Here is a 26604-nt window from a genome sequence, read left to right as displayed (position 1 = left end):
GGCGGTTCTTGATGACATGGACTCCAGACCCGGAAGCACCACTTCACTTTTGCGTACAGTCATCGGGTTGTACCTGAGGGAGGCAGGGGGGTGGATGGCATCCAATGCCCTGGTCGAGCTGATGCAGGCCATGGACGTCCCAGCAACCCTGACACGGACTGCCTTGACGCGGCTGCGGAAAAAGGGTGTGGTGGTTGCGGCGGTGCGTGGTGGGATGGCCGGGTATGAGCTGGATTCACGTGCGGCGCGAATGCTGGAGCGTGGCGACAGGCGCATCCATACCCCGCGATCCATGGGTGCGCAGGATCCCTGGTGCCTTATCTCCTTTTCCCTGCCAGAGTCCGAACGCGAACGCCGGCACCAGTTGCGCCGTCAATTGCATTGGATCGGGTGCGGGATGGTCTCCCCGGGCTTGTGGGTGGCGCCGGAATATCTGCGCACGGAGGTCGAAGAGATCCTGGACTCTTTGAGCATGCGCGGGCGGGCGGTGTTATTCACCACCTCGCGCCCGCACGTCGTTGGAGAACTGTGCGATGTGGTCGCCGGCTGGTGGGATCTTGGTGCCGTTGCCACCCTGTACCTGGACTTCATCAAGTTTCACGAGGACGTCCCCACGGGTGCGGTGGGAGCCGACCCTCGAACGTTTGCCACCTATGTGAACTTGATTGATCGCTGGCGCATGATTCCCTATCTGGACCCTGGGTTGCCAGCCGACTGCCTTCCCTCAGACTGGCCAGGTGTCCAAGGCGTCGCGATATTCCAGCGGATTACCAATTCCCATGCCCTGGCCAGCAAGGCCTTCGTCAGTTCCATGGTCGGTTCTGGCTCAATCCGAGCTTGATTCAATACTCGACGACGGCGCTCCGGGCTGGTCAGCGCTGTTCCATCCAAAGAACTGCGCCTTCCCAATGCGGAGCCGCCGGGTCTATCGCACCCATATGATCCAACCCCCGGGACTTCCGGAAGTCGACGACGTCTCCAGCCGCCAGTGCCGCGGCAACAAAGTCCTCCGAGTGCCCCTCCGGAACCCAAACATCGGCATCCCCCTGAATGACGAGCATCGGCCGGTCAATGGGCACCTGGCAGATCGGTGAGGCCAAGTCATACGCGGCTGGCATATCAGCATAGTGTCCGCCCATGAAGCCGAGCGCTGCGTTGTCATCCAGCTCCTCGGCGTCGACACGCCGCACGTCAGTCACCGGAGCCAGAGCCACGACGGCGTCGGCATGGTGGGCGGCCAGAAGCGCCAGCTGACCACCCACGGAATGGCCCACATTGACGACGGCGCCCGCGGCACACCACTGCGGGCGCGCGTCCTTGGCGCACTGGATGCCAGCCAATACGTCCTCGAGTGTGGCAGGCCAGCCGCCGCCGTTGCCTACACTCCGGTACTCGATATTGGCCACGGCCCAGCCACGGGCTAGCAGATCCTCGGCGAGGGAGTGCATGAGCGTGACATCCCACATGGCCCGCCAGTACCCGCCATGGATCAGGATGGCGTAGCCTCTCGGGGGTTGAACTTGGGGCGCCCAAAGCTCAATGAACTGTGGGCCCGATGCCCCATACCTCACTATGTCCGGCTCAACGATCGTCGGCGATGTGTTTCCCATGCACTCACACTACCGAAGGCCCTCTCACTACACGCTCGGAGCAATGGGCATGCTGGATGAAGGAAGAATCCTGCACAATGCAGTGGTCCCCTGCGTGAGGTGCCGGGTCGGAGCCGCCCCAGGACCTCCCTGCAGTAACGTGGTTCACAATGCCTGGTGGATAACCTGTCGTGTGCAGATCCCTGGAAGGTGGGACATTGCTGATCGCCATCACCCTCGAGCCCGCGGCCGTGACGGGCACGATCTGGCGCAACGGTTGTTCGCACCCTTGGGCTGGACAATCGAGCAGCGGCCCATCCCCTTGGACCCGGACTACCACTTATGGGATGACTCGCGTTACAGCAGTCTGGTGCTCACCGGGATGGTGCCATTGCACGCAGCCCTGCGCCAGCTTTATGTCCTGCTTCCGGTATTGGATGACAGCAAGCACTATTGGGTCACCGAGGATGAGTCCAAGAAATTGGTGCGCCAAGGCGAGGGGTGGCTGCCAGGGCATCCCGAGCGTGGCTTGATCTCCCACCGGTATCTCGCCCACCAGCAGGACCTGGTGGCTGTGGCGGATGCACGAATTGCAGGAGAAACCTATGTGCCCGCAGAGAACACCACGGCGCCGTCCCCCTCCACTGGTGCGCCAGCGCAGCCGTTGCGCGTGCAGCGTGCGGAGGCGGTCATGACGGCGCTCAAGGATTGCGGCGCCCATCAGGTGGTGGATGTTGGTTCGGGGTCAGGTGCGTTGTTACGCCGGATGCAGGAGGATAGGTTTTTCACACGGATCCTCGGCACAGATGTATCGGCTCATCCGCTGGAACAAGCAGCCCGCGCCATGAACCTGGACGAGCTCGCTGACACCGACAAGGCCCGGATCGGTTTGCTGCACAGCTCCGTACTGTACCGGGACGAACGGATTGAAGGTTTTGATGCGATGGTCCTAATGGAGGTCATTGAACATATCGAACCAAGCAGGCTTTCCGCGCTGGAGGATTCGATCTTTGCCGGGGCCGCACCGCCCACCGTGATCGTGACGACCCCGAACGCTGAGTACAACCACTTGTATCTGGCATTGGCTGAGGGAAGCCTGCGGCATGATGACCACCGGTTCGAATGGACGCGGGCCGAGTTTGCCCAATGGGCGGAGGCGGTCGCGGAACGCCAGGGCTACGGCGTCGAATACCGCCCCGTGGGTGAAGCGTCGGTGAGCGCCGGAGCGCCCACTCAGATGGCAATTTTCCGAAAGGCGGCAGCATGCGCGAGATTCAGATCCCGCAAGTCGGGCTGGTGCTGCGGGTCGGCAATGACATGACTGACCAGTCCGTGACGCCGGCGGCTTTTGAGGCTTTGAATTTCGTGGCCACCAAGCATTTGGAAGCCGGGCTGCTGACAGTCGTGGATGCCACGAATGTGCAGCCCTCCGCCCGGCAGAGCTTAGTGGACGTGGCGAGGTCACAGGACGTGTTGGTTTCGGCAATCGTGCTGAATGTGCCCCTGGAGCTATGCCCGGAACGCAATGAAGAGCGTGGGACCAGGGACGTCGCCCCGACGGTGATTGCCCGCCAGCACCGGCAGCTGAGCAAGTCCCTGCGTGGAATGCGGCGGGAGGGTTTCTTGCGGGTGCATGTGTTGTCCTCGCAGGAGGAAGTCGACGACGCGACAATCCGCCGGCACAATCTGCTCAATGATTTCCGCGACGAGCACGGGCCGTTCGACCTGATTGGGGACGTCCACGGCTGCCTGGATGAACTGTTGCTGTTGCTTGAGGAACTGGGCTACACAGTGGCCAGTGATGAAGCTGGTCCTGCCACTGATGCCATCCATCCCGAAAGTCGTCGGGTTATTTTTGTGGGCGACCTGGTGGACCGCGGTCCTGACTCTGCCGGTGTTCTGCGGCTGGCCATGGGCATGGTCGGAAATCGCCATGCGTTGTGTGTGCCTGGCAACCATGAGGAAAAGCTGGTCCGTGCGTTGCGTGGGCGCAAGGTTGCCCTGACCCACGAGCTGGATGCCCTGGTACTGGATGACGGCAATCTGGTGATCGCCCACGCGGGGCTGATCCAGCAATACCATGGCCGGGCCTCCAAACGGGTGCGTGCCTTTGCCCTCTACGGGCAGGTGAGCGGAGAAATTGATGAATACGGCCTGCCGGTGCGCCACCCTTGGGCCAATGAGTATCGCGGGGACGCGATGGTGCTCTACGGGCACACCCCGGTCACGGAGGTGGCGTGGATCAATAAAACCGCATGCTTGGATACCGGCTGTGTCTTTGGCGGTGCACTCAGTGCCATGCGCTGTCCCGAACGTGAGGTCATCCAGGTCAAGGCGTTGAAGAAGTATTGCGAACCGGGAAGGCCGCTGGAGTCCCCGCGCGGTCCGGAGCGCAAGCCCGGTGTTCTGTCCATGGAGGACGTCACCGGTCCGCTTCATTTGAGGTCCGAGGGTCTGGGAACGGTTCGAATAAGCGAGACCCAGGCCGCTGGCGCCTTGGAAGCCATGAGCCGGTACGCCATCGACCCGCGGTGGCTGTGCTATTTGCCGCCAACCATGTCTCCGGCCGAATCGTCCTCCCAGGCCGGTTACTTGGAGCACCCGGACGAAGCATTTGGCTACTTCAGGCGGCAGGGTGTCACGCAGCTCATCTGCGAGGAGAAGCACATGGGTTCCCGCGCGGTGATGCTCCTGTCACAAAATCCCGGACGATTCGACGCCCCTGAAGGCTGGCTGGGTGCACTGCATACCCGCGCCGGGCTGTGGGACGAGATGGGCAGCGACTGGCTGATTCTCGATGGCGAGTTGATGCCATGGTCACTGAAGGCTGAGCCGCTGATCAAAGACACATATGCCTCGGTGGGCGCTGCAGCGATTGCGGCGACCGATGCCGCCGTCGCAATCTTGGAAAGCACTACCCGCACCGGCATTGACGTCCACGACTTGCTCTCTCGTACCCGTGCGCGCAACTCGAATGCCAAGGCGTTCCGGGAATCCTATCGGCGCTATGTAGGTTCGGCCGAGGACTTGCGTGTCGCTGCTTTTCAAGTGATGGCTGCCGAGGGACAGAGCTTTGAGACCCGGAACCACGGATGGCACTTGGAGATCAGCGACAGGCTCGCTGCGGTGCGCTGGTGGGAAGAGGCAACGGCTACTGGTTCCGAAGGGATGGTGGTCAAGCCGTGGCAGAACCTTACCAAGTCGAAGCGAGGCTGGGTGCAACCAGGCATCAAGGTACGCGGACGGGAGTATTTGCGGTTGATTTATGGCCCGGACTACTTGGAGGAAGCCAACCTCGAACGCCTGCGCCAGCGTGCCACGGACAAGAAACGCAACCGTGCCCTACAGGAGTACATTTTGGGTCTTGAAGCCTTGCGGCTGACATCCGCGGGAGCACCACTTTGGAAGATACACCAGATGGTTTTCGGAGTCCTCGCTCTCGAATCAGAACCCCTGGATCCCCGGTTGTAGTCGGGACAGGCGTGCCCATTCAGGCTGGCGTGCACACGTCGAATTTTTCGCCCATGTCTCTGTGCTGGCCGTTCCAATGATGAAACCGCGAACCCGCCGACAGGCTGATGGCGAGAGCACTCAAGGCGGCTGTTGCTTCCGGGATGACCGCCACCACTCCGAGTGGTTCAAGCCACTTGCCACAGCCAAAGCGATTACAGGCGGTCGCCGTAGGTGCGGTGTTTGACCGGCGCGGCAACAGCAGGGGCGGTGACGTCCCGTGAAGTGGTGTTACCGTTTTGTGATGGCCACGGTGGTCTTCCGGCCGTCGCCATTGACCAGGACACCGACGACGCCGGTTCCGGCCAGGTGTCTGATCGAGTAGGCCCATGCGGCAATTCTTTCGGCGACAATGGTGGTCTGTACCGTGGCGAGGGTGGGGCTGGCAGGAACGCTGCGCAATCCGGTGACACCGTAAAATTCTCGTCTGCCCGGAGCGGCTGTTCCAGCTTTTCTGACGCCGCCATGGCCCGGGGCACCAAGGCCAGAAGCCGGCCCAGCCTGGTGCGCCTGCCGACGCTTGCACCCATCCGCAGTGGCCCGGCGTCGACCGTGAGGATCTCACCCCCGCCGGCGGACCGCCCCCAATGAGTGCTTACCGGTGCTAGCAGCACCTCGTCGAAGGAATAGGTGGCTTGGATGAAGTTGGCGATTTCCTGCCGGGGGGCCACAAGGAGCCGCCTGCCCGCCGGCAATTCCACCATGGCGTCGGCGAAGGCCCCGTAAGGGGACTCGTCCCAGATCCCCACCACCGCGCGAAGCCCAGACTGGCTGCCGATCCCTGCGATGCGCCCTCGAAAAATCCAGCGTTCGCTCATGGCAACCAGGCCGCCACCATGTTCGCGCTCTCCTCCCACAGCTGCCTGGCCAGAATGCCGTCCTTGGCCGCCCGGCTGGTCCTGGCCGGTTTGGATTTGGCAAAGTATTCGCCTGAACGCCAGTCCAGGCCGGGTTCACCGATGGCCAGCCAGACCAGGGTTTGCGCACCCTGTGCAGGGGTGAGCATGTAAGTGCGGAAACCGCTGCCGTACATGAAGCGCAGGGGGCTTTTGGATCCTGCCGAAAAGTTCGTCGCCACCCCGCCCGGGTGGAAGGCTGCTGAACTGAGTCCCTGTTCGTTGAAGCGGCGGTGCAATTCGCGGGTGAAAAGGATGTTGGCCAGCTTGGCGTTACCGTAGGCACGGCTGGATGAGTACTTTTTGGTCAACTCAAGGTCGGCAATGTCCAGCTTTCCGAACAAAGCATGAGCCACGCTGGAGGTGCTGATCACCTTGGCTGCGCTGGCGAGCAGTGTGTCTTCAAGGAGGCGTGTCAGGAGAAAGGGTGCCAGGTGGTTCACCTGAAACGTTTTCTCATGGCCGTCCACGGTGAGTTCACGGCCTGCCATGATGCCACCGGCATTGTTGACCAGAACGTCGATTCTTGGGTACTTGTCCTTGAGGGCCACTGCCAGTTCCGCCACTTGGTCAAGCCGGGAAAAATCGGCAATAAAATGATCGGCGCCAATGTCGTCGGCAACAGCCTGGGTTCGCTGCACCGACCGCCCAACGACGACGATGGTGTCGCCTGTCTGGGCCAGCGTTCGCGCCGCGGCCTCACCAATCCCACTGCTGGCACCGGTGATGACGATGGTGCGTGGCTCCATTGCGTTACTCCCAAAAGTGAACATTTCCCCGGCCATTGTTCCGGTTTCGTTTACGTTAGCGCACCCATGTGCAATGTCCCCCTCCCTGCGCACGGTGCATGATTCAGTCCAGCTCCCCCGTGGTGTCAAGGTAATGCGCACCGGCCGCGAGCGCGGCCTCGACGGTGTACTCGACCTGGACGACGTCGGACTGGGCCGTCTCGAAGCCCGGCACCTTCTCAACCACCTCCTTCACACGCTCGCCGTCGCGCCCCGCTGCGATGAAGGGGACGCTGAATTCGCTCAGGCACTCAATGATGAGCCGGTCTCGGTGATGAATCCGGCTGCGTCGGAGGCGATGTTCACCAGGATGTCCAGTCCGCCCAGTGCGTCCATCACTTGGGGCATTGTTTCATCCCAGCTCGCTTCATCGGTGACATCCAGGTGCACAAAGCTGGTTTTTGGCCCCGCCTGCCACCAGCGACTCGCGGCCTGTCAGGTCAAATTGGCTCATCTAAAACTCCCCCTTGAGTTTGATGTACCGATCCATGCACCGCCCTTGCCGCGCCGGCTATCGGTCCCTCCGATCGCCATAGGACGGCCATGGGACACCGTCAAGAGTTTTTTGGCCACTTGTATAAAACTTACAAGGTGACATGCCCGACCCGAACGTGTCACACGCCACAGGGTGAGGTGGCTTCGGGGCTATAGTGGCGATAGAGGGGAGGCTGTCGTGGCCAATCGAACGGCATTTGGGGCACTGAACACAACTGATTCACCGGACGGGCGGGCGATGGATGCCGCCGTGGGGTCCAAAGGCTGGGCTGTGGACAAATTCTCTGCGCGACGGGCCGAGCTTGCCGCTGCGGCACTGGCCACGCTCTCCGACTTTGGATATGCGCACACCAGCCTGCGCGAAATTGCCCAAAAGTCTGGATTCGCACACGGCGTCTTTCATTACTACTTCCGCGACAAGGTTGACCTGATCACGTACTGCGTGCGCGAGTACAAGGCGGCCTGCATCAGCCACTATGACGAGATCACCTCGGGCGCGACAACGGCCGAACAGGTCAGGTTGGCCTTTGCTGCAGCCCTTGCCGCGTCTGCCCGGGACGATACGGCCATGCACCGGCTTTGGTACGACCTGCGCAACCAAGGCATGTTTGACAAGGACTTCAAGGCCGATGTCGCCGAGGTGGATGACAGCCTTGAACGGATGGTCTGGCGCATCGTCACCACCTACGCCCGATTCCTTGATACCGACGTGGCGCTGTCCAAACACACCGTGTACGCGCTCGTCGACGGCCTGTTCCAGCAGGCCATCCTGAGCCTGAACGCCGGAAACGAGGACGCCGTCGCCTCCCTCCATGAAGGGGTCTGGCAACTTCTTCCCCGGCTTTTGACAGGTTTCCCCGCGGCATCTAGCTGAGCACCGACCGCGAACGAAAGCAGAACCATGGTCCACTTCGACCTCGTCATCATCGGCACGGGCTCGGGCAACTCCATCCCCGGCCCGGAATTCGACCACTGGAACATTGCCATCGTGGAGGACGGCCTGTTCGGCGGCACCTGCCTGAACGTCGGCTGCATCCCCACGAAAATGTACGTCCACCCGGCCGAACTGGCTGACGCCGCACGGCACGGGCGGGCGCTGGGCATCGACGCGCAGCTCAACTCCGTGGACTGGCCGGGCATCAGGGACAGGATCTTCGCCCGCATCGACGCCATCGAGGCCGGTGGCAGAAAGTACCGCGAGGGTCCGCAGTGCCCCAACATCACAGTCTTCGCGGGGCGGGGGCGGTTCACCGGACACAAGGCCCTGCACGTTGACCTGCACGACGGCGGCACCGCCGAGGTGACTGCCGGCAGGTTTGTCCTTGCCGCAGGATCCCATGCAGTGGTCCCGGACATTCCGGGCCTCGTTGCGGGTCCTGACAGGGCCGGCATGGCGACCTTTCACACCTCGGATACGATCATGCGCCTTGAAGCACTGCCGGCGAGCATCGTCATCCTGGGCGGCGGGTACATCGCCGCTGAATTCGCGCATGTGTTTTCCTCCTTTGGCGTGCACGTCACTCAGATCGCCCGCGGGAAACGGCTGCTCAAGTCCCAGGACGCCGATGTCTCCGCCCAATTCACGAAGGAGGCCTCGGCACGCTATACGGTCCTGTTCGAGACCACCGTGGCATCCGTGGCGGACTCGGCCAACGGCGTCGACATTGAAGTGCACGGGCCCCTCGGGCCGCACACTCTGCGGGCCGAGGTGCTGCTGGTGGCCACTGGCCGCAGGCCCAACGGGGCGGGGTTGGACGTGGAATTGACGGGGGTGGGCCTTGACGGCCACGACAGGGTGGTGGTTGACGGGTTCCAGCGCACGGCGGCCGATGGCATTTACGCACTCGGCGACATCTCCTCACACTTTCAGCTCAAGCACGTGGCAAATCACGAGGCTAAGGTTGTCAGGCACAATCTGTTGCACCCTGAGGCACCCATCAGCTCCGACCACCGTTTTGTGCCGGCCGCGGTGTTCACGGACCCGCAAATCGCATCGGTGGGAATAACTGAAGCACACGCGGTCAGGGCCGGGATCCCCCACGCCGTGAAGGTGCAAAAGTATGCCGACATTGCGGCGGGCTGGGCGCGTGAGGACAGCGGCCACTTCCTGAAGGTGCTGGCCGACCCTGCCACGGGTCTGCTGCTGGGTGCCCATGTGATCGGCCCGGAGGCGGCAACGGTCATCCAGCCGCTGATCCAGGCCATGCACTTCGGTCAGAGCGCCCATGACGTGGCAAAGAACCAGTACTGGATCCACCCGGCCCTGTCCGAGCTGGTCGAAAATGCGCTGCTTGGCCTGCCCGAACCACGCCCCGGCGGCTGAGCCCGGCCCGACTCTACGGCGTCAGGGCCCAGCGCGGCGCGGCACCGGCCATGGCCTCCAGCGGGGCAAGCCCGGCAGCCGGCGTTTCGGCTCGCCTGACCCCAGAGCTATCCAGAGATCCCGGTGAGCATGTCCACTGAGCAACCCATGAGCAACCATGTCCAGCGCATTGCCGAACTGGAACAACAGCTTGCGGCATTCGCCAATGAGCGCGCGGAAGATTTCCGTATGGCATTGCGGATGATCGAGGGAACAAGGCCTGAGCAACCAGCTCCCGGCGGTGCTCGCCGATGGCGAAACTTTGGACGGCGCAACGGCTGAGCATCTTCGGACGCTACCCCAGATAGCGTAAGCCATCCTCATATCGGTAAGGTTCGAAAATAAACGAGTACCCAATACTCTTTGTTTTTCCCAGATATTCCTAGATGCTAGTAACGCATTCCGAGCCATGCCCCTGCCACGGAATGCCGCAGGGGATAAAACCGGTTGTGGCGGAAACCCATGGTTTCCGTCCCGTTTTCGGCATTAGGAGTCTCATGTTCAAACTCAAACGCTCCGTTATCCGTACCGCAGCCACCTCCGCAGGAGTGGTTGGGTTGATCCTCGCAGGGTCAGTCCTCCCCGCACAGGCCGCAGGCAGCCATTTGCTAACCGTGCATGTCAGCAGCAGCAACTGTCCTTGGGGCTATGGCGGAGGGGTCAAGTCCATACAGCTCGGCGTCGTGCCTTCTTCATCGAAGAACCCCTATCCTGTGGCGGGGTCTACACAGACTTTCACGGTCCCCGGTACTGCGCAGCTTTTCACCATCGCTGGAAACATCACATGTGGGAAGTCTGGATGGAACATTTTTGGTAAAGCGGCCACCAACGCGTATCTGGTTAAGTATGTAAGTCTCACGGCCACTCAACGAGACGTGTACGTCTAGCTCGTGTTGCGATGGCGCCGGTCGGAACCGGCACCATCGCAACATGGCAGGAAACAAGAATTAGTCGACACGCCGCTCATCTACGCGGCCGCCTGCGCCACCTGTGCGCCCAGGCTGGGGGCCACGGCGATCAGTGCGGCAGACAGTGTCCGCAGCGCGCCCCAGTCGGTTGAACCGGTGCGGGCCCTGGTGCAGTGCACCGCCTGGATGGCGGCCTCGAGCTGAAAACGCCCCGGTGACCTGCTCCTCGAGCGGGGCGCCGTCCGTGGCACTGCTTGCCGGCGCACGGGCAAGTGCAAGCGTGATCAATGCTGCAAGGCCCCACGCCTCAGGCTCGGTCCGCAGCATCCCTGACAGTGTCACAGCCAGGTACGGCGCCTCGCCGCGGAGGTCGCCGGGGATGCGCTGCTGCTGCATCCCGAAATCCTGAGGTCCGGACTCCTGCCACGCAATGGTGTGGCAGCCGTACACCGCCTCTAGCACGGCGAAGGCCGCCCCAATCCGGGATGCGTCGAAGCCAAGGACCGTTTGCAGCATCAACGGGGTGCGGACAGCAGGGTGGGCGCAGACAAACAGCAGCTCAAGCCGCTTGTCGCCAATGGTGTCGAAATCCAGTGCGTCAGGGCTCCCCTCGGGCACCCCGTCAATTGGCCACGTGGTGAGCGCCACCAGCCGCCCGTGGGAGGCGCTGGCAATCCGCTCGGCGGCCGCCCGCGCCTCCACGGTCGTCATGTATTTGGCGTCCAGACGCCGTCGACGGTAAAGGTGGCGCCAGGCCGGACCTCCACGGCACCCCATCCGATGGCCGGAGCCTGCCCGGCCCACCCGATGGCGGCCTCGAGGTCGGGCACATCAATGACGAAGGTGCCGCCCAGCTGTTCCTTGGTGTCGGCAAACGGACCGTCCTGCACGTGCAGGGCGCCACCGGACATCGTCAGCGTCGTGCTTGAAGATGAAGGCTGGAGCATCTCGGCCCCCACCAGGACACCCGCCTTCTGCAGTGTTGCCGCGTAGCTGCTAAAGGCACGCTGCCCATCGGCCATGGCCTGCGGGCCAATCGAGGCGCCATCCATTTCGGGATAGTGCAAAAGAAGTGTGTAACGCATGATCAATTCTCCTTCAGTGCCTGTGTGCCGCCCCAGGGACGACGGCGGTCTGCCTGACGGTGCTTGTGCGCCGGGGTCCTGCACAGTGATGACGATTGACCTGCGCCGGGATCGACAGTTCCCCTGCCCTTACCTGCCCCCTTCGATTCTGCGGCTGATCTGGTGGCGGGCCATCAGGCCGTAGGGGTAGGCGTCAAGGCGTGGCTCGCTGGCCGCCGTCAGCCGCTGGACTTCATCGTCGGAGAGTTCCAGGTCCGCGGCCGCCAGATTGTCCTCGAGCTGTTGCGTGGTGCGGGCTCCAAGGATCACCGATGTGACGGCCGTGCGTCCCGCAAGCCAGGCAAGCGAAACCTGCGATGCCGAGGCGCCGTGGGCTGCGGCGACCTCCTGCACAACCTCCAGCACCTCCCAGGTCTGGGGGTTGTCGTTGCGCTGCTGCCAGGCTTCCATGCCGCGGGTGGGGTTCTCACCCAGCCTCGTGGCGCCGGTGGGCACCTCATCCCGTTTGTATTTGCCGCTCAGCCAGCCTCCAGCCAGCGGGGACCACGGCAACAGTCCCATTCCGGCATCCAGTGCGGCGGGGACAATTTCGGCCTCGATCCCGCGGACCAGCAGGCTGTATTGGGGCTGCAAGGTGACCGGGGTGTTCCAGCCGTGGGCCCGTGCCAGATGCACGGCCTTGGTCAGGTGCCAGCCGAGGAAGTTGGAGAATCCGTAGTAGCCGATCTTGCCCAAGGTGACAGCATCTTCCAAAAAGCGCAGCGTCTCCTCAATGGGAGTGATCGGGTCCCAGGCATGCATCTGGTAGAGGTCGATCTGCTCGACCTTCAAGCGGCGCAACGAATCATCCAGGGCCCGGGTCAGATGCCTGCGGGACGTGCCGACGTCGTTCGGGGACGGGCCCATCGGGAACCGGGCCTTGGTGGCCAACACCACCTTGTCCCTAGCCCCGGGCCGTGCGGCCAGCCATCGACCGATGATCTCCTCCGAGACTCCAGCGCTGTAGACATCGGCCGTGTCGATGAAGTTGCCGCCGGCTGCCACATAGTTGTCGAGGATGGCGTGGGACGTGTCCCTGTTGGCCTCGGCCCCAAACGTCATGGTGCCGAGGGCGTAGTTGGAGACAACAGCGCCGCTGGTGCCCAAGGTGCGATACTGCATGGCATTCCTCATTCCTTGATGTGGCAGGGCCCTGACAGGTGCGGGGCCGGCTAGCCCTGGTTCAGCTGGGCCCGCCAGCTGTGTTCGGGTTCGAACCCCAACAGGCGCCTGGCCTTGTCGATGGAGAGCAGGGTCTCGTGCTCGCCCAGTTCCTTGCGCACTTCTACGGTCGGGAACACCTCGGCGGCCAGGCCTGCGCTTGAACGGGACATGACGGTGTCGGCGTTGGCGATGATGAAGGCCTCGAAGCCGGGGGTGGCATTTTCAAGGGCACGGGCCACAGCCTGCGCCCCGTCCCTGCCGTCAATGTAGCCCCACAGGTTCCATTTGCGCGCCATGGCATCGGAGTCGAAGGACGGGAACGCCGCGTAGTCCTCCACGTCCATGACATTGGAGAAGCGCAGCGCCGTGATGTCCAGTAGTGGATCCCACCGCACCAGCTCCCGTGCCATCTGCTCCTCGAGGTGCTTCACGAGCGAGTAGGTGCTCTCGGGCCGGGCCGGGTATTCCTCATCGACGGGCAGATAGGGAGGGTCGAGGTCGAACGGAAGTCCCAGCACCGTCTCACTGGAGGCATACACAAGTTTCTTGATTCCGGCCCGCCGGGCTGCCTGGAACACGTTGTAGGTGGAGAGCATGTTGTTCTCGAACGTCGCGGCGTCCGGCAGCAGGCCCGGTGCCGGAATGGCACCCAGGTGCACGACGGCGTCGAACCCGCCGTGCCTGTCGTCCACACCAAGGAGGGCATCAAGCACCTGTCCGTAGTTCCGCAGGTCCACGAGGACCAGTCCCGGCCCGCGCTCACCGGCCCGGTCAAGGTTCAGCACCTGGTGCCCGTCGGCGGTGAGCCTGCGCACTACATGCCGTCCCAATTTTCCGCTGCCGCCTGTCACTGCAATCTTCATCCGAACTCCTACTCGTGGTCTGGTCGTCAATCCAGCCTAGGACCAACAGCCCCGTGCGTCCATGGACGTCCAGCCACGGCTACTGTCGCTACTAAGCCCGCTCGGCAGCGGCGGACAGGCCCGGCAGAAGTGTGGCGACGCGGCGGACTCCGGCCTGGATCTGGGCGATGGACGCTGCACTATAGGACAGGCGAATGTAGGGGGCGGGCGGCTCGTCCACGTAATACTGTCTGCCGTCACCAACAAGCACACCCGCCCTGTTGGCCGCGGCCGTGAGCGCGGTGGAGTCTGTTCCGTCGGGGAGCTTCACCCACAGGTGGATGCCCCCGGTGGGGACGTTGACAACCCTGGCACCGGACATCGATGAATGGATCTCCGCGACCATGGCGTCGCGCCGCTCCAGCAGTCCCGTTCGCAGGCGCTTGAGATGCCGGGGCCAGGCGCTTGAGGTCAACAGCGCGAGTGCGATCTCCTGCGTCAGCGCAGGAACGCACATGTCATCGGCGATTCGTGCGGTGCGCAGGCGCTCGCCGGCGGGGCCCCTGGCTGCGATGGCCCCCACGCGCAGCCCCGGGGCTGCCGGCTTGCTCAGTGTGGCAATGGAAACAACGTGCCCATCAGGGTCCTGGGTAAACAGGGGCGGCGGGGCCGAACCCTCAAGGGACAGGTTCCTGGCCCAGTCGTCTTCGATGATGAATGCGCCGTACTGCTTGGCCAGGGCAATGACCTCCAACCGCCGTTCAGGACTCAGGACCGAACCTGTGGGGTTCGCAAAACAGGGCTGGAGGTAGATCAGCTTGGCGCGGGTGCGTTCGAGGGCCTCGGCGAGGTGGTCGGTGCGGATGCCGTGTTCATCGGCGGGGACTGCGGTGAGGTTCAGTCCGGCAGCCTGGGCGGCAATGGTAGCACCGGGGTAGCTGGGACTTTCGGTGATGACGGTGGTACCAGGGTCGGCAAGAGTGCGCATGGCAAAGGCGAGTGACTGCTGGCCGCCAGGCATGATCAGGACGTCGCCGGGTTCGGCACTGAGTTCCTCGGCAAAGACACGGCGCAATTCGGGCAGGCCCATGGGCGGTGCCATGGTCCAGGCCCGGTGGCTTTTCGCACACCGGGATCCAATGGTGCGCAGCTCATCGAAGGGCTGTAGTTCTGGTGCCAGGTAGCCCCACGACAATTGGACGTGCTCGGCCGTCCCGTTTCCGCCGAACTTCCCGGCGCGGCCGGGATCGACGCGCGAGCGCCCCAAGGTGGAGGATTGCCAGGCAAAATCAGGCTCGGCGGGACTGTTTCGCCCGGCAACGAAGGTGCCACGCCCGGGTTCGGCACGGACCACTCCCTGCGCGGAGAGCGACGTAATGGCCTGCGTGATGGTGACAGGGCTCGCCGCGTACGTTTTTGAAAGCTCCCGGACCGAAGGCAGTTTCTCTCCCACCCGCATCAAGCCCGCCTGCAGTTTGAGCATGTCCGCAATTTCATCAGCCCTGTTACCAGTAAACATAGGATAACTAGATAACGTTACTTTCCGTGTGTCAAGAGTGTTACCTAGTGTTGCCTACGCCTGCACCACGCGGGCATGCAAGACTTGTCGCATGGATCTGGAGGTATCACCGGCGTTGACTATTCCCGCAGCCGAACTCGGGTGGCGCTTCTCGCGGTCTTCAGGTCCGGGCGGCCAGCACGTGAACACCTCCGACAGCCGTGTTGAGCTTCTGTGGAACATAGCGGAATCGGCCGCGCTCACCGATGCGCAGCGACTGATGCTGACCAGCCGCCTTGTACGCCGCCTGAACGCAGGGGTGCTGAGCGTCACCGCATCCGAGCAGCGCTCGCAGCTGCGGAACCGTGAAATCGCCCTTGAAAAGCTCGCCGCGATTGTCACCGCGGGCCTTGCCCCCGATGCGCCGGTACGCCGCGCGTCCAAGCCAAGCAAGGGCTCCCGCAGGAGGCATCAGGCCGCAAAACAACAACGTTCGGCCACCAAGGCGCTGCGGCAGCGGCCCCGGTCGGAGTAATGCGCGAATCACCACGTGAACTTCAGTTCCGCTGCCCATTGCGGTGAGCATCACGGGAATTCATTCGATGAATCCCTCGGAAGACTGGGAAGATCTAAGTGCAGCCTTTACCGATGGAGAACCCCCGTGAATACCCTGTTCCAAAAATTCCTTGCCCTTTTTTCCTCTGCCGCACCGGAGCACCCCGCGGCTCCCGACGCCGCCCTCCCGCTAGGTGGGATGCCATTGGCCAGCGCCACCTACCTGCGCGAGTTTGCCCAGCGGCTCGGGCTGGAAGTGGACGACCTCTCACCCGCTGAGCAGGCAGAATTGACGTCCCGCCTTGACCGCTCCATGGACTTCCGGGAAGAAAACTACAGCTTCCTGTACCACGAGGTCTACCAGCTTGGACATGGCTTTTCCCTAGCTGATGCAAGCCGCGTCAGCGCCCTGATCAACGAGATCACCGCCGAGTCAACGGCCAGGGCCTATTTGGATTACCGCGAGAACGCGGTAGCGGCTGAGGCATTGATGGCAGCAGGTGCCCTCCTTGAGAAGGAAGGCGACGCCCTCGCTGCAGCACGGTTGTTCAAGCTCGCGGATGCCCGCCGCCACCGCAGCTCGCTATTGGAGATCAACGCGGCTAACGAACCGGCAGTGAATCCTGTTGCAGAGACAACGGTGGCGGAGGAAAAGGACACCCCCGCGGCTTCTGATGAGGTGGCCACTGAGGTCTCAGTCGATGACTTGCCCGCCAATGGGCACGTAGCCGACGGTGGACAGGCCACCAACGCCGAAGAAGGCGGACTTGCAGGGCTCATGGACACCGCAGTGGGAGCTAAGAAGAAGACCAGGTAGCCCGGCTACCCCTGTTTCGGCGAGGCTGGCACCAACAGGGGGTCCGCCGTCGTGCTTTCTGATGGTGGCATGAGCACGCTTGGCCGGCGGCGTCCAGTACGGGTGGCCCCGATGCCCGCGGCGATGACAAGCACGATCCCTGCCAGTGCTGCGGGGCGCGGCACCTGGCCCAGTGCCAGCAGGCCGACAAGCGTCGCAATGGCGGGTTCGAGACACATCAGCGTCCCGAAGGCGGCCGTTGTCAGCCGGCGCAGGGCCAGCAGCTCAAGGCTGAAGGGAATGACGGGCAGCAGCAGTGCCAGCGCGAGGCCGATGAGCACCAGCTGCCAGTCGAGTTGGCCCACCACCCCCGGGCCCACGAAAAAGGTTGCGGCCACCGCGGCGACAGGCAGGGAGATGGCGAGTGCACTGACGCCCTGCACGGCGTCACCCGCCTTCTGGGTCAACAGCACGTAGCCGGCCCAGCAGGCGGCGGCGCCGAGGGCGAAGAGCACGCCCGCCATGTCTGTGGCACCTTGCCATGGCTCCGTCAGGGCGAGCACCCCGGCCGCGGCGGCAAGCGCCCACCAGCGCGCGACTCCCCTGCCCTGGATCACCGCAATGGAGAGCGGGCCCAGGAATTCAAGCGCGCTTGCGGTGCCCAGCGGAATCGTCCGCACTGCCAGCATGAAGCCCATTGTCATCCCTGCCGTCGCCACGCCCAGCAGGGCACACATGGACAGGGTTGAGCGGCTGAACTTCACCCGCCAGGGACGGGCAATGGCGACCATGATGACAGCGGCCCAGGCGAGCCGCAGCCAGCCGACGCCCTCGGCACTCATTTTGTCCATGAGGCCAACGGAAGCGGCGAGCCCGAGTTGGACGCAGCACATGGCGGCGACGGCCATGATGGAACCGCTACCTGCCGTGTTCTTTGCGGGGCCGGGCGCTGATGCCGTCGATGGGGATGCCATGGTTCCAGTAGACCGGATGGCTCCGTCCACGTCCACGTTGGATTTTGCAGTTGATTGTTCGGAATTCATGGACAATGGGATCCATGGACACCAGAAGGCTTCGATACCTGCTCGAACTGTCCCGCGTGGGATCGATGCGCGCCGTCGCCGACCTGCTGGGGGCAACGACGTCGACCGTGTCGCAGCAGATTGGGCTGCTCGCCCAAGACACGGGAGCCCAGCTCATCGAGCCTGACGGCCGCGGGGTGCGCCTGACCCCGGCCGGACATCGCCTGGCCGAACACGCAGCGATCATCCTCGCCGCGGTGGATTCCGCGCGCCTGGAACTTGACCCGGCGGCCGAACCCTCAGGCATCCTGCGCGTGGCCGGCTTTGCGACGGCGATCCGGAGGACGCTGATGCCGATTATCCACGAGGTGGCACAGCTTCATCCCAGGCTGGAGATCGTGGTGCTCGAGCACGAACCCGCCGAGGCGCTGAAGAAACTGGCCATCGACGAAATCGACCTGGCACTCACTTACGACTACAACCTGGCGCCGGACCAGGCCGGTCCAGGCGTCGATACGCTGCAATTGTGGTCGGCCCCCTGGGGACTTGGGGTGCCGTCGGCCGGTGCCGGCAGCTTGCTTTCGACGGAGGACGAGGCCGTATCGGTCTTCTCCGCCTTTCGCGGCCACGACTGGATTGGGAATTCGCGCAATGTGGCGGACGAAACCGTGCTCCGGACGATTGCCTCCATGGCGGGCTTCGAACCGGCACTGCGCCACCAGTCGGACAGCCTTGACCTGGTGGAGGACCTCATCATCGCGGGCCTCGGCGTGGGCCTACTCCCCCTTGACCGCCTCCCGCGGGAAGGCATCACCATCCTTCCACTGAAGAATCCCGGGGTGCAGCTGCGTGCGTTCGCCAGGACCCGCCAGGGTCGCAGCGCGTGGCCTGCCCTGGCATTGGTCCTTGACAGGCTCGGGCATTCCGGGGATGGACTTCAGGTCCCGCTTCCCCGATAGGCCAGCGCGGCAATGGCGTGCCGTTAACCTGCCGGCGGGCCGGACCCCGAACAAGCCAGTACCGCCGCCAGCTACTATGAATGTGGCAAGAAATTGGCCCCGAGGAACCCCCGCCTCGGCACTTACGCAGGAAAGCACAACCATGAATCCCTCACGAATGAACGCAGAGTCCTTCAACCTCGACCACCGCACGGTCGCAGCACCGTATGTGCGTGTTGCGGACCGCAAGGAGCTTCCCCACGGTGACGTCATTACCAAATATGACGTGCGGTTCACGCAGCCCAACGTAGCGCACCTTGAGATGAAGGCGATCCACTCGCTCGAGCACCTCTTTGCCGAATGCTCGCGAAACCACTCGCAGGCCGTCATCGACTTCTCTCCGATGGGCTGCCAGACCGGGTACTACCTCATTCTTCAGGGCGAGCCGGATGTCGAGGCAGTCATGGCTCTCATTGAGGCCACCCTGACGGACGTTTTGGACGCATCTGAAGTCCCGGCGGCGAACGAAATCCAGTGCGGCTGGGGCGAAAACCACTCGCTCGCGGATGCACAGGACGCCGCCCGGACTTTCCTGGCACAGCGTGCACAGTGGCAGCAGGTGTCGGCATGAGCGCGGTTGAAATAATCGTCATTGCCGCCATGGAAGAGGAGATCACCCCTTTCCTCCATCGCGCCAGCTCCGTCGGTGATCCTGTCCAGGTCGGCAATGCCATCCACCATTTAGGTGTCATCCACGGCCGGAACGCCCTCTTTGTCCAGGGCGGCATCGGCCTTGTCAACGCGGCAGGGGCGGCCACGTCAGCGCTGCTGCTGGCGAACAGGGACACCCCCGGCGCGCCGCCTCCCCTTGTCATCAGTGCCGGCAGCGCCGGCGGACTGGGCGAGTCAGTGCGGGTCGGCGATGTAGTGATTGGCACTGACACCATCAACGCCGACGCCGATGCCCGCGCCTTCGGTTACGTGCTTGGACAGGTGCCAGGCATGCCGGTTTCCTACCCTGTCCCCGACGTCCTGGTGGCGGCCAGCGCCGTCGGCACACCCGGGGAGCGCCTGGTTGACACGGTGCATCACGGACTGATGGTGTCCAGCTACGCCTTTGTGGGCAACGAGCGTGCCGTGGTCATCAAGGGCCAGTTTGACGAGGTTCTTGCCACAGACATGGAGTCGTCTGCGATTGCACAGACGTGCCACGCCTACAAGGCGCCGTTCCTTGCCATCCGCGGAATCTCGGACCTGTGCGGTCCGGCATCCGAAGCCGACTTCCTTACCCACGTTGACGACGCCGCCGAGCGTTCGGCGGAGATTGCCACGGCAGTCATCGGGTCCTGGATCGATGCCGGGACACCCCGCCCGGAAGCCAAGACCGCCATTTCCTGATGCGGCGGGGCTGCATGTGACCGGTGAATCGGCGATCCCCAGGATGTCGTCGAGAATGCCCAGGCCACGGCTTGCGTCCTCAACGCTGATGTTGCACGGGGAATCACGTGGATGCGGTTGAAGTTGCTGGAGGTAATCAAGCCCCGCTCCTTGCCTGCCGCCTCGATCTGGGTCCTTACCGGCGAGGAGCTGCCGTACGGGGCCCACGGGTGGCCGGAGTAGGTCAGGCCGACTGGGTAGACGCGCGAACCAGAAGACGTACATCACTCAAAATTTGGAAGAGGCGATGCTAAGTGGCCCACCCCAGCCCCGATCTGGCGGAGGAACTCCTCTCCGAACGACGCGTGCGACTCGATGCGGACACGATCATCGACGCAGTACTGGTACTGGCTCGCGAGGAACCACAGTCGCGTTTCACCTTCAAGAGCCTCGGCGAGGCCCTTGGCGCCAATCCAACGGCCATGTGCCGCCACTTCCGCAACTGCGACGCAATCCTGCAGGCAGCGCGCTCTACAGGCGGTTCATCATGGCGTTTGAGGGAGGGACTACGACTCAGGCTCCGAAGGAGTGGCGCCCAAGGCTTGAGCGCTGCCTCAACGCCGTGATCGATGTCTTCATCAAATACCCGTCGATCGGCTGCGATGCCTTTGCCACGGACACCTTTGGCCAGGGCGAGCTCCACACCATCGAATTCGTTCTTGGTTGCCTCAAGGATGCCGGCCTGCCCGGGGATCGCATGGTGCATTCTTACGGAGCCCTGGAAGGCTCCACCCTGGGTTACGGTTCAGGACTCGCCCGGGAAGTGCTGGCGAAACCAAACGCCGATGGCCATGACCCCTGGCTTGAGGCAATTGCTGTGGCCTCGGTCACTGGTTTTCCATTGATCCAGGAACTTCGTCAGCGTCTTCTTGACCTTGACGGCACCCGTGTTTCGGCCGCACCCATCCATTCCCCATGGAATGATGATGTACCAGTTGATCAACTTCATCATCCGGCAGGTCTCTTCGGCCCAGACGCACGACGCCATCAAGCCGGCCACGGGCGCCATCCTCGCCACGAGGCGAAGTTCTGAGCGAACGTGCCAAGGATTCCCCATAGGTCGAAAGTAGCCGGAACGGCAAACCACTGCGGCTGACCCGGACCTTTGACATGCCGGCGCGCCCGTAATTGGGCGAGGCCCAGGTTCTTTGAACGCAAGGATCTTTCCTCGTTGATCTGCTTGATACCGGTGGCAGGCACCGCGGCCGTCGAGCCCAGCAACAATGCCGTGACCTAGGAAATGCTCGACGTCGCCTACCTTGCCGCCCGCGCATCCCAGGAGCGCTTTGCGGCGGGCGGTTCGCAGCTCGGCGCAATGGAAGACCTTCTGTTGCGCGCCCTCCATGGCACGTTGGGGGGGTGTTACCCACAACCCGTAGAACACGGAGCTGACGCCTGGTGGTTCATCCGGCGGTTCGGGCGTGGCCCTTTCCGCCGGCGAGAGCATTTTGGGGCCACCGCAGAAATCGGAAAAATCGTACGCTATGGGCAAGTCGAGCCCGATGGCTGTCGGTGTTAGTCCGATGCTGCGCGAGAGTGGACACTTCGCTGTGGTCGCCATCCTTCTTGGGTTCTGATGGCCTGTTGGATGCTCAAGGTGATCTCGTGCAGCTGGCGTCTTTGAGTGGTTGTTAGCGGATCAAGGACTAACCTTCTGACGGTTTCAACATGACACGGGGTTGCTTCATTGAGCACCTCCAAACCATCGTTGGTCAGGGCCGCACGAGTAGATCTCCCGTCCGCGGGGTCTGGTGAGCGCCGAACCCAGCCGCGCCTTTGCAGCCGTGACACAGCGCGAGATAGCCGCGAGAGGGAGCTATTGGCAAAACCCGCCAGATCACCCATGCGAAGCGTGTGATCCGGTGCGCCTTTTAAGGCGAACAGGATGCCGTACTCGAAGTGGGTGAGGTCAAAATCATTCACTAACGGCGCATCGAGCGCAGGTGGCAACCACTCCAGAACCGTAGCAAGTCCCGCCCATGTCTGAAGGTCAGGCCCAATGAGAACTCGAGGATTAGAGGTATCAGTCATAACTTCAGAGTACGAGACTGAAACGGAATGCACCGCTCAGTTAGTTGACCAGGCAATCATTATTCCGTAGCCTTTAGTTTCCCAAGCAACTAAAAAGCGAGGATAGCAAGAATATGGATATGCAGTTAGCGACCAAGCGAGCCTTCATCAGTGGATCCACCAAAGGCATTGGTTACTCCATTGCGGAAGCGCTTCTCCGAGAGGGAGTTTCCGTCGTCATCAATGGACGCCTTGAGAGTCGGGTCGAGAGCGCGGTGCAGAAACTGAGGTTGGACGTACCAGGCGCGAACGTCTCAGGCATTGCTGCAGACTTCAGAGAACCCACACAAGTCCAGCATCTACTGGGTTCGCTGGGAAACATCGACATACTTGTGAACAACGTCGGTCTCTTCGAAGTGAAACCCTTCGAGGAGATCTCTGACCATGAATGGGCGCGCTACTTCGAGATCAATGTTATGAGTGGTGTCCGGCTATCTCGCGCGCTTCTTCCACAGATGATTAGCACGGGATGGGGCCGGATCATTTTCATTGGGAGCGAATCGGGTGTGAACATCCCTGCGGATATGACGCATTACGGAGTTACCAAAGCGGGACTGCTCGGTTTGAGCAACGGACTGGCTAAGCTCACCCGCGGTACTGGCGTTACTGTGAACACGATCCTTGGTGGACCCACCTATTCAGACGGTGTTGCCGAAACAATCGAGCAAATCGCCAAGACCCAGCAAATCACAACAAGTGAGCTCAAGTCGGTCATTATCGGCGGAAATCAGACCTCGCTCCTAGAGCGGTTCATCGAACCTGAAGAAATCGCTAACCTGGCAGTATTCCTCGCAAGCCCGCTCTCCTCCGCGACAAACGGTACCGCCGTGCGCGCCGATGGCGGCGTGCTCACCTCAATGCTCTAACCTGCATGAACGCGCTACGACAATTCAACGCAACCACCGGGTCCAGAGCCGGCTGACAAATCTAGAACGCCCGGAAACGTGAATCTCGACGCCTAGCGGCTCCTCAAGAGGGACCTTTTGTGGGCCGCCAGCAGGTGGTTGAGGGGTGCGGTTTCAGAGGATGTCTCCCGCGGGCGGGTGGGTGAAGGCAAGAGAGGCAGGTTAGCCGGTGAAGGAGCGGGTAGGTCGGTGGAGGGTAAGTGCGATGATGGCCAAGAGGATGACGAATGCTTGGGATAGTGCGGTCAGGGTTTTCTCGAAGAACCAGATGGGTTCGTACATGGCCGGGAAGGGCCCGAAAGCCGGGATATCGAAGTAGCGGTAAAGGAGTAGCACTGCCAGGCCACCCCCAGCGGTCAGAAGAGCCACGATCCAGGCCAGGCGGCTGCCCCGGATGAGGACGTAGAGTCCAGCTGCGGCGGCGACTGCGGCTTCTGCCAAGAAGAGGTTACCTTCTCCGAAACCCCCGGGAGAGGCGGACTGATAGCCACCGGCGAGTCTGGCGTGGACGATGGCGTCCACCGCCAAAGCTGCCGTTGCCAGCACCCGAAGTATTATGGCCAAGGCTGTGGGACGGTGAGGGCGGATCGATTCCGAGGGTTCCCTGTACGGGCTTTGACTGGAGCTTTTATCCGAGGTCATTTTACGACCAGGGTTCCGTGCATACTGGAGTGGTAGGTGCAGTGGTACGTGTAGGCACCGGGTTTTTTTGGTGCGGTAAACGTGACATTGCTACCTGGCTTGACGACGACGTCAAAGGAGCCGTCATCTGCGGTAACAGTATGTGCTTGGGCGTCCATGTTCATCACGGAGATAGTCGCTCCAGCTGGAACACTGTCCGGTCCCGTATAGGCAAAAGATTCGATGTGAATCGTGAGCTCGGCTGGGGTCGCTGTGGAACCCGTGGTAGGCCCGGTGGGGGTTCCGTTCATACTTGGCTCCATCGATGCAGCTGATGAGGCTGCCGTCGATGGGGGTACCACTGATGGGCCGGACCCCGTCCCGGTGCTCCCGCAGGCGCTGATACCGATGATGATGGCTGCGGAGACTAAAGCGAGGCCGAGACGTTGGTGCGTTTGGTTCGTTGTCATGGGGTTCCCATTTCATGGAGCTAACAAAAAAGATGCTGAACATTTTCCGGTGTCTTGGTCACAGTGAGGACTACACCGGGTGGCTGGCGGTCAAGGTGGCGTACACGACCGTGTTTTCGAGGTATTCCCCCGTGGCCCGGTCATAGCCTCCACAGGTGATGAGTCGAACTTCTGGACGGGTAGCGTTTCGGTAAACCTCCACGGTCGGGAAAGTGGCTTTGGGGTAGGTGTCGTTTTTGTCAACAGTGAATACTGCCGCAGTGTGGTCGGCGCGTATGACGGTGATGGTCTGACCCGGGGTGAGTTCGTGGAGTCGGTAAAACAAGCCTTGGGCGGAATTGTTGGTGTTGACGTGGCCAAGGATGACGGCGGAACCGGTTTGTCCGGGGGTGGGTGAGTGCGTATACCAACCCCCGGGTGAGCCGGCCTCGCCAGGCGGGGTCTCAATTTCGCCATTGGCCTGCTTACCTAATTCCAGCAAGGCTGCGTCTACACCGATCGATGGGATCTCCATCCGGATCGGAACGGAAGCAGGTAGCGCAGTTTCCGGAGCAACAGGAACGGGTAGCGCAGGGGTGGAAGTGTGCGCGGGCGGGATCGGAGCCGGGTCAGGGGTTGGTGTTACGGCCAATGCAGTACCACTCATGAAAGGTGCAGCGGCGGTTGGACTGCTGCCTCTCTCCGGTGCCAGAGGTGGAACATGGAGTCCAAAGCCGATGGTTGTGACGCCACCGGCTAGCAGCAGGGCAGCCGTCGCGGACGCGGCAAGGCGTCCACGACGGCTGCTTGTCTCAGATCGCATTAGTTTCCTGCGCCTATCAGACCTTGGTGCTCATCCGGCGACGGATCGCGTAAGCTCCGCCAGCTGCCAGAACGAGACCGCCACCGGCCGCAACGATACCCAAATTGGGTCCATCCGAGGAGACCTGGGTAGTAATACCGGTTCCGGGGGCTCCGGCAGGCATGGCGGTCAATGTACCGCACAAGGCCGGTGAGGTAGCCGCCAGTGGCAGTGTGGGGACCAGGTCACTCGGCTCCTTCTGGGCCGCAGCGGGCAAGGTGGCCGGATCCAAGCCGTGAACGACGACGACGGCCGTTCCGGCCTTGAGAGAATCAGCGGTTTTCGCATCCAAGGTAAAGGTCCGCTCGTAGGTGTATGAGGCACCCATGCCGGCCACTTCCAAATTGGTGGCGGCAGCCGGGCTAGTATCACCGCTGGTGGACAACGTCACGCCGATCCCCCCATAGAACGGGGCACCTTCGGTGGTACTGATGACGCCATCCTTGCTGGTGTCCGCTGACATGTCCGGGCACGTGCCCTTCGCGCCGATGTGGATGTGCTGGACGTGTGGATAGGGCTTGCCATCGAAAGTTGCGGCCAGGCCCGAGACATTTTCGGTGACAGTGGCCTGGTCGCCATTGACCGTGACCATGAATGTTCCGGAAGCATTGCTGCCATTGATCGCAGCCAGATTAGCCTGATAGGTGCTGCTGTCTGCAGCCAGAGCCGGACCAGCGGACAGAGCGAGGGCGCCCAAGGCAAGTGCCGGGACGATCAGATACGTGGACTTCTTCACGAGATTTCCTCCTATGAGAATGGACATTCCCCCAATGGGCACGGCCATAGGTCTGACCATAACTGATTATTGTGTTCTATGTCACAAGAATTAAAAGATTAGCGAAACTGTCACCGAAAGGCTGATTCCTAGTAAGAGGTGAATGCCAAGCCCCGTTTGGTGGCCCACCACACGGAAGAGATCCGGCTTCCAGCAACGTATTTCGAGCCGGAGACGCACTGTTGCTCTGGCAGGATCTCAAGCACACGCCTAGGGTGGGAATTGGATGAAAGGAGCATTCCATGAAAAAAATTCTCATGGTCTTGACCAGCATTTCCGAAATAGGCGATACAGCAGAGAAGACCGGCTACAACGTGGCCGAGGCCGCGCATCCGTGGAAGGTCTTCAAGGATTCCGGGCATTTTGTCGACTTCGCGTCCATCAAGGGCGGCCAGCCCCCGCGCGACGAGGTGGACTCCCACGATCCCATCCAGGTTGCCTTCACCGAAGATGAGGCCGCGCGAGCTGGCCTCTACAACACTGCCCGTGTCGACGTCGTTGATCCCGAACAGTACGACGCCATCTATCTTGTGGGCGGCCACGGCACCATGTGGGACTTCCCGGACAGCGAGGGCCTGCAGAACCTGGTGGCCAGCGTCTACAACGGCGGTGGCCTAGTTGGCGCAGTGTGCCATGGACCGGCCGGCCTGGTGAACGTGAAATTGCAGAACGGGCTTGGCCTCGTTCAGGGCCGGAATGTGGCGGCCTTCACCAACGACGAGGAGGTGGCTGCAGGCAAAGACAAGGTTATCCCGTTCTTCCTGGCAGACCGGCTGGTGGAACGAGGCGCAACCCACGTCTTCGCCGCTGTCTTTGAGGAAAAGGTCGTTGTCGACGGGCGGCTGGTGACCGGACAGAACCCGGCCTCGGCCGCCGGCGTGGCCAAGGAGATGGAGAAGCTCTTTGCGGAGGTCATCCACCACGAGAAGGCTGAAGAGCACAGCGAGGCGGAGGCGCTGCGTGCAGCGAAGGACGCCGAGAAAAGCGCCAAGAAAAAG

30 protein-coding genes are annotated in these 26604 nt (G+C 62.3%); 15 read left to right on the top strand and 15 right to left on the bottom strand.

Annotation, left to right across the window (positions count from 1 at the left end; translation table 11 throughout):
- Window positions 1–16 precede the first annotated feature (16 nt).
- Window positions 17–841, top strand: a complete 825-nt coding sequence (locus tag AAGW05_RS16195) for a PaaX family transcriptional regulator C-terminal domain-containing protein (RefSeq protein WP_411805590.1) — start codon at window positions 17–19, stop codon at window positions 839–841.
- Window positions 842–872: 31 nt separating this feature from the next.
- Here AAGW05_RS16195 and AAGW05_RS16190 read toward each other — a convergent pair whose 3' ends face one another.
- The gene (locus tag AAGW05_RS16190; RefSeq protein WP_411805589.1) at window positions 873–1610 is read right to left on the bottom strand and encodes an alpha/beta hydrolase family protein; all 738 of its coding nucleotides are present in this window, start codon (window positions 1608–1610) and stop codon (window positions 873–875) included.
- Between AAGW05_RS16190 and AAGW05_RS16185 the strand changes: the two genes are divergently transcribed.
- Both AAGW05_RS16185 and AAGW05_RS16180 read left to right on the top strand, forming a co-directional pair.
- Window positions 1540–2910, top strand: a complete 1371-nt coding sequence (locus AAGW05_RS16185; RefSeq protein ID WP_411805588.1) for a 3' terminal RNA ribose 2'-O-methyltransferase Hen1 — start codon at window positions 1540–1542, stop codon at window positions 2908–2910. The genes AAGW05_RS16190 and AAGW05_RS16185 overlap by 71 nt on opposite strands.
- Entirely contained in the window at window positions 2853–5060 is a 2208-nt protein-coding gene (locus tag AAGW05_RS16180) for an AAA family ATPase (protein WP_411805587.1), read from the top strand. The genes AAGW05_RS16185 and AAGW05_RS16180 overlap by 58 nt, the downstream gene beginning before the upstream one ends.
- A gap of 270 nt (window positions 5061–5330) precedes the next feature.
- Here the strand turns inward: AAGW05_RS16180 and AAGW05_RS16175 are convergent, their stop codons facing one another.
- From AAGW05_RS16175 to AAGW05_RS16165, 3 genes are all read right to left on the bottom strand, one after another.
- Window positions 5331–5501, bottom strand: coding sequence for a hypothetical protein (locus AAGW05_RS16175; protein WP_411805586.1), 171 nt, complete (start codon window positions 5499–5501; stop codon window positions 5331–5333).
- A 412-nt stretch (window positions 5502–5913) separates the two neighbouring features.
- Entirely contained in the window at window positions 5914–6744 is an 831-nt protein-coding gene (locus AAGW05_RS16170; RefSeq protein ID WP_411805585.1) for an SDR family NAD(P)-dependent oxidoreductase, read from the bottom strand.
- Between the two features lie 103 nt (window positions 6745–6847).
- Window positions 6848–6979 carry a hypothetical protein gene (locus AAGW05_RS16165; protein ID WP_411805584.1) on the bottom strand — a complete coding sequence of 44 codons (132 nt, stop codon included), beginning with the start codon at window positions 6977–6979 and terminating at the stop codon, window positions 6848–6850.
- A 477-nt stretch (window positions 6980–7456) separates the two neighbouring features.
- Between AAGW05_RS16165 and AAGW05_RS16160 the strand changes: the two genes are divergently transcribed.
- The 3 genes from AAGW05_RS16160 (at window position 7457) to AAGW05_RS16150 (ending at window position 9922) form a co-directional block, all read left to right on the top strand.
- Window positions 7457–8152 carry a TetR/AcrR family transcriptional regulator gene (locus AAGW05_RS16160; RefSeq protein WP_411805583.1) on the top strand — a complete coding sequence of 232 codons (696 nt, stop codon included), beginning with the start codon at window positions 7457–7459 and terminating at the stop codon, window positions 8150–8152.
- A gap of 27 nt (window positions 8153–8179) precedes the next feature.
- Complete coding sequence (locus AAGW05_RS16155; protein WP_411805582.1) at window positions 8180–9601, top strand: mycothione reductase; 1422 nt, start codon at window positions 8180–8182, stop codon at window positions 9599–9601.
- 147 nt (window positions 9602–9748) lie between these two features.
- Window positions 9749–9922, top strand: coding sequence for a hypothetical protein (locus AAGW05_RS16150; protein ID WP_411805581.1), 174 nt, complete (start codon window positions 9749–9751; stop codon window positions 9920–9922).
- A gap of 665 nt (window positions 9923–10587) precedes the next feature.
- Here the strand turns inward: AAGW05_RS16150 and AAGW05_RS16145 are convergent.
- From AAGW05_RS16145 to AAGW05_RS16125, 5 genes are all read right to left on the bottom strand, one after another.
- Complete coding sequence (locus AAGW05_RS16145; RefSeq protein ID WP_411805580.1) at window positions 10588–11259, bottom strand: DUF6596 domain-containing protein; 672 nt, start codon at window positions 11257–11259, stop codon at window positions 10588–10590.
- On the bottom strand, window positions 11256–11633 hold the full coding sequence (locus tag AAGW05_RS16140) for a YciI family protein (RefSeq protein WP_411805579.1): 378 nt from the start codon (window positions 11631–11633) through the stop codon (window positions 11256–11258). Before AAGW05_RS16140 ends, AAGW05_RS16145 begins: the two co-directional genes overlap by 4 nt.
- Before the next feature lie 129 nt (window positions 11634–11762).
- Complete coding sequence (locus AAGW05_RS16135) at window positions 11763–12794, bottom strand: aldo/keto reductase (protein WP_411805578.1); 1032 nt, start codon at window positions 12792–12794, stop codon at window positions 11763–11765.
- 50 nt (window positions 12795–12844) lie between these two features.
- Window positions 12845–13699, bottom strand: coding sequence for an NAD-dependent epimerase/dehydratase family protein (locus AAGW05_RS16130; RefSeq protein ID WP_411805577.1), 855 nt, complete (start codon window positions 13697–13699; stop codon window positions 12845–12847).
- A gap of 91 nt (window positions 13700–13790) precedes the next feature.
- Window positions 13791–15197 carry a PLP-dependent aminotransferase family protein gene (locus AAGW05_RS16125; protein ID WP_411805576.1) on the bottom strand — a complete coding sequence of 469 codons (1407 nt, stop codon included), beginning with the start codon at window positions 15195–15197 and terminating at the stop codon, window positions 13791–13793.
- Between the two features lie 91 nt (window positions 15198–15288).
- Between AAGW05_RS16125 and arfB the strand changes: the two genes are divergently transcribed.
- Window positions 15289–15711, top strand: a complete 423-nt coding sequence (gene arfB / locus AAGW05_RS16120) for an alternative ribosome rescue aminoacyl-tRNA hydrolase ArfB (protein ID WP_411805575.1) — start codon at window positions 15289–15291, stop codon at window positions 15709–15711.
- A 126-nt stretch (window positions 15712–15837) separates the two neighbouring features.
- Window positions 15838–16548 carry a hypothetical protein gene (locus AAGW05_RS16115; protein WP_411805574.1) on the top strand — a complete coding sequence of 237 codons (711 nt, stop codon included), beginning with the start codon at window positions 15838–15840 and terminating at the stop codon, window positions 16546–16548.
- A 5-nt stretch (window positions 16549–16553) separates the two neighbouring features.
- Here AAGW05_RS16115 and AAGW05_RS16110 read toward each other — a convergent pair whose 3' ends face one another.
- The gene (locus AAGW05_RS16110; protein WP_411805573.1) at window positions 16554–17501 is read right to left on the bottom strand and encodes an EamA family transporter; all 948 of its coding nucleotides are present in this window, start codon (window positions 17499–17501) and stop codon (window positions 16554–16556) included.
- A gap of 83 nt (window positions 17502–17584) precedes the next feature.
- On the opposite strand from AAGW05_RS16110, the gene AAGW05_RS16105 reads away from it, so the two are divergent.
- The 5 genes from AAGW05_RS16105 to AAGW05_RS16085 all read left to right on the top strand — a co-directional run bounded on the left by AAGW05_RS16105 (window position 17585) and on the right by AAGW05_RS16085 (window position 20957).
- Window positions 17585–18508 (top strand): LysR family transcriptional regulator, encoded by a 924-nt coding sequence (locus AAGW05_RS16105; RefSeq protein ID WP_411805572.1) that lies wholly within the window; start codon window positions 17585–17587, stop codon window positions 18506–18508.
- 142 nt (window positions 18509–18650) lie between these two features.
- Window positions 18651–19118, top strand: a complete 468-nt coding sequence (locus AAGW05_RS16100) for an S-ribosylhomocysteine lyase (RefSeq protein WP_411805571.1) — start codon at window positions 18651–18653, stop codon at window positions 19116–19118.
- On the top strand, window positions 19115–19885 hold the full coding sequence (gene mtnN / locus AAGW05_RS16095; RefSeq protein ID WP_411805570.1) for a 5'-methylthioadenosine/S-adenosylhomocysteine nucleosidase: 771 nt from the start codon (window positions 19115–19117) through the stop codon (window positions 19883–19885). The genes AAGW05_RS16100 and mtnN overlap by 4 nt, the downstream gene beginning before the upstream one ends.
- A gap of 293 nt (window positions 19886–20178) precedes the next feature.
- On the top strand, window positions 20179–20490 hold the full coding sequence (locus AAGW05_RS16090) for a hypothetical protein (RefSeq protein WP_411805569.1): 312 nt from the start codon (window positions 20179–20181) through the stop codon (window positions 20488–20490).
- Window positions 20487–20957 (top strand): hypothetical protein, encoded by a 471-nt coding sequence (locus tag AAGW05_RS16085; protein ID WP_411805568.1) that lies wholly within the window; start codon window positions 20487–20489, stop codon window positions 20955–20957. Before AAGW05_RS16090 ends, AAGW05_RS16085 begins: the two co-directional genes overlap by 4 nt.
- 482 nt (window positions 20958–21439) lie before the next feature.
- On the opposite strand, the gene AAGW05_RS16080 is transcribed toward AAGW05_RS16085, so the two are convergent.
- Entirely contained in the window at window positions 21440–21955 is a 516-nt protein-coding gene (locus AAGW05_RS16080) for a MarR family winged helix-turn-helix transcriptional regulator (protein WP_411805567.1), read from the bottom strand.
- A gap of 119 nt (window positions 21956–22074) precedes the next feature.
- Between AAGW05_RS16080 and AAGW05_RS16075 the strand changes: the two genes are divergently transcribed.
- On the top strand, window positions 22075–22860 hold the full coding sequence (locus tag AAGW05_RS16075) for an SDR family NAD(P)-dependent oxidoreductase (protein WP_411805566.1): 786 nt from the start codon (window positions 22075–22077) through the stop codon (window positions 22858–22860).
- A gap of 201 nt (window positions 22861–23061) precedes the next feature.
- On the opposite strand, the gene AAGW05_RS16070 is transcribed toward AAGW05_RS16075, so the two are convergent.
- From AAGW05_RS16070 to AAGW05_RS16055, 4 genes are all read right to left on the bottom strand, one after another.
- Window positions 23062–23340, bottom strand: a complete 279-nt coding sequence (locus tag AAGW05_RS16070; protein WP_411805565.1) for a hypothetical protein — start codon at window positions 23338–23340, stop codon at window positions 23062–23064.
- 197 nt (window positions 23341–23537) lie between these two features.
- Window positions 23538–23831 carry a cupredoxin domain-containing protein gene (locus tag AAGW05_RS16065; protein ID WP_411805564.1) on the bottom strand — a complete coding sequence of 98 codons (294 nt, stop codon included), beginning with the start codon at window positions 23829–23831 and terminating at the stop codon, window positions 23538–23540.
- A 229-nt stretch (window positions 23832–24060) separates the two neighbouring features.
- Window positions 24061–24636, bottom strand: coding sequence for a class F sortase (locus AAGW05_RS16060; protein WP_411805617.1), 576 nt, complete (start codon window positions 24634–24636; stop codon window positions 24061–24063).
- A 172-nt stretch (window positions 24637–24808) separates the two neighbouring features.
- Entirely contained in the window at window positions 24809–25567 is a 759-nt protein-coding gene (locus AAGW05_RS16055; protein ID WP_411805563.1) for a hypothetical protein, read from the bottom strand.
- 281 nt (window positions 25568–25848) lie between these two features.
- On the opposite strand from AAGW05_RS16055, the gene AAGW05_RS16050 reads away from it, so the two are divergent.
- A partial coding sequence (locus AAGW05_RS16050; protein WP_411805562.1) for a type 1 glutamine amidotransferase domain-containing protein occupies window positions 25849–26604 on the top strand: 756 nt, incomplete at its 3' end.

The sequence above is a fragment of the Arthrobacter sp. LAPM80 genome (genome assembly GCF_046736435.1).
Lineage (GTDB): Bacteria > Actinomycetota > Actinomycetes > Actinomycetales > Micrococcaceae > Specibacter.
This window is presented reverse-complemented; position numbering and strand designations above follow the sequence as displayed.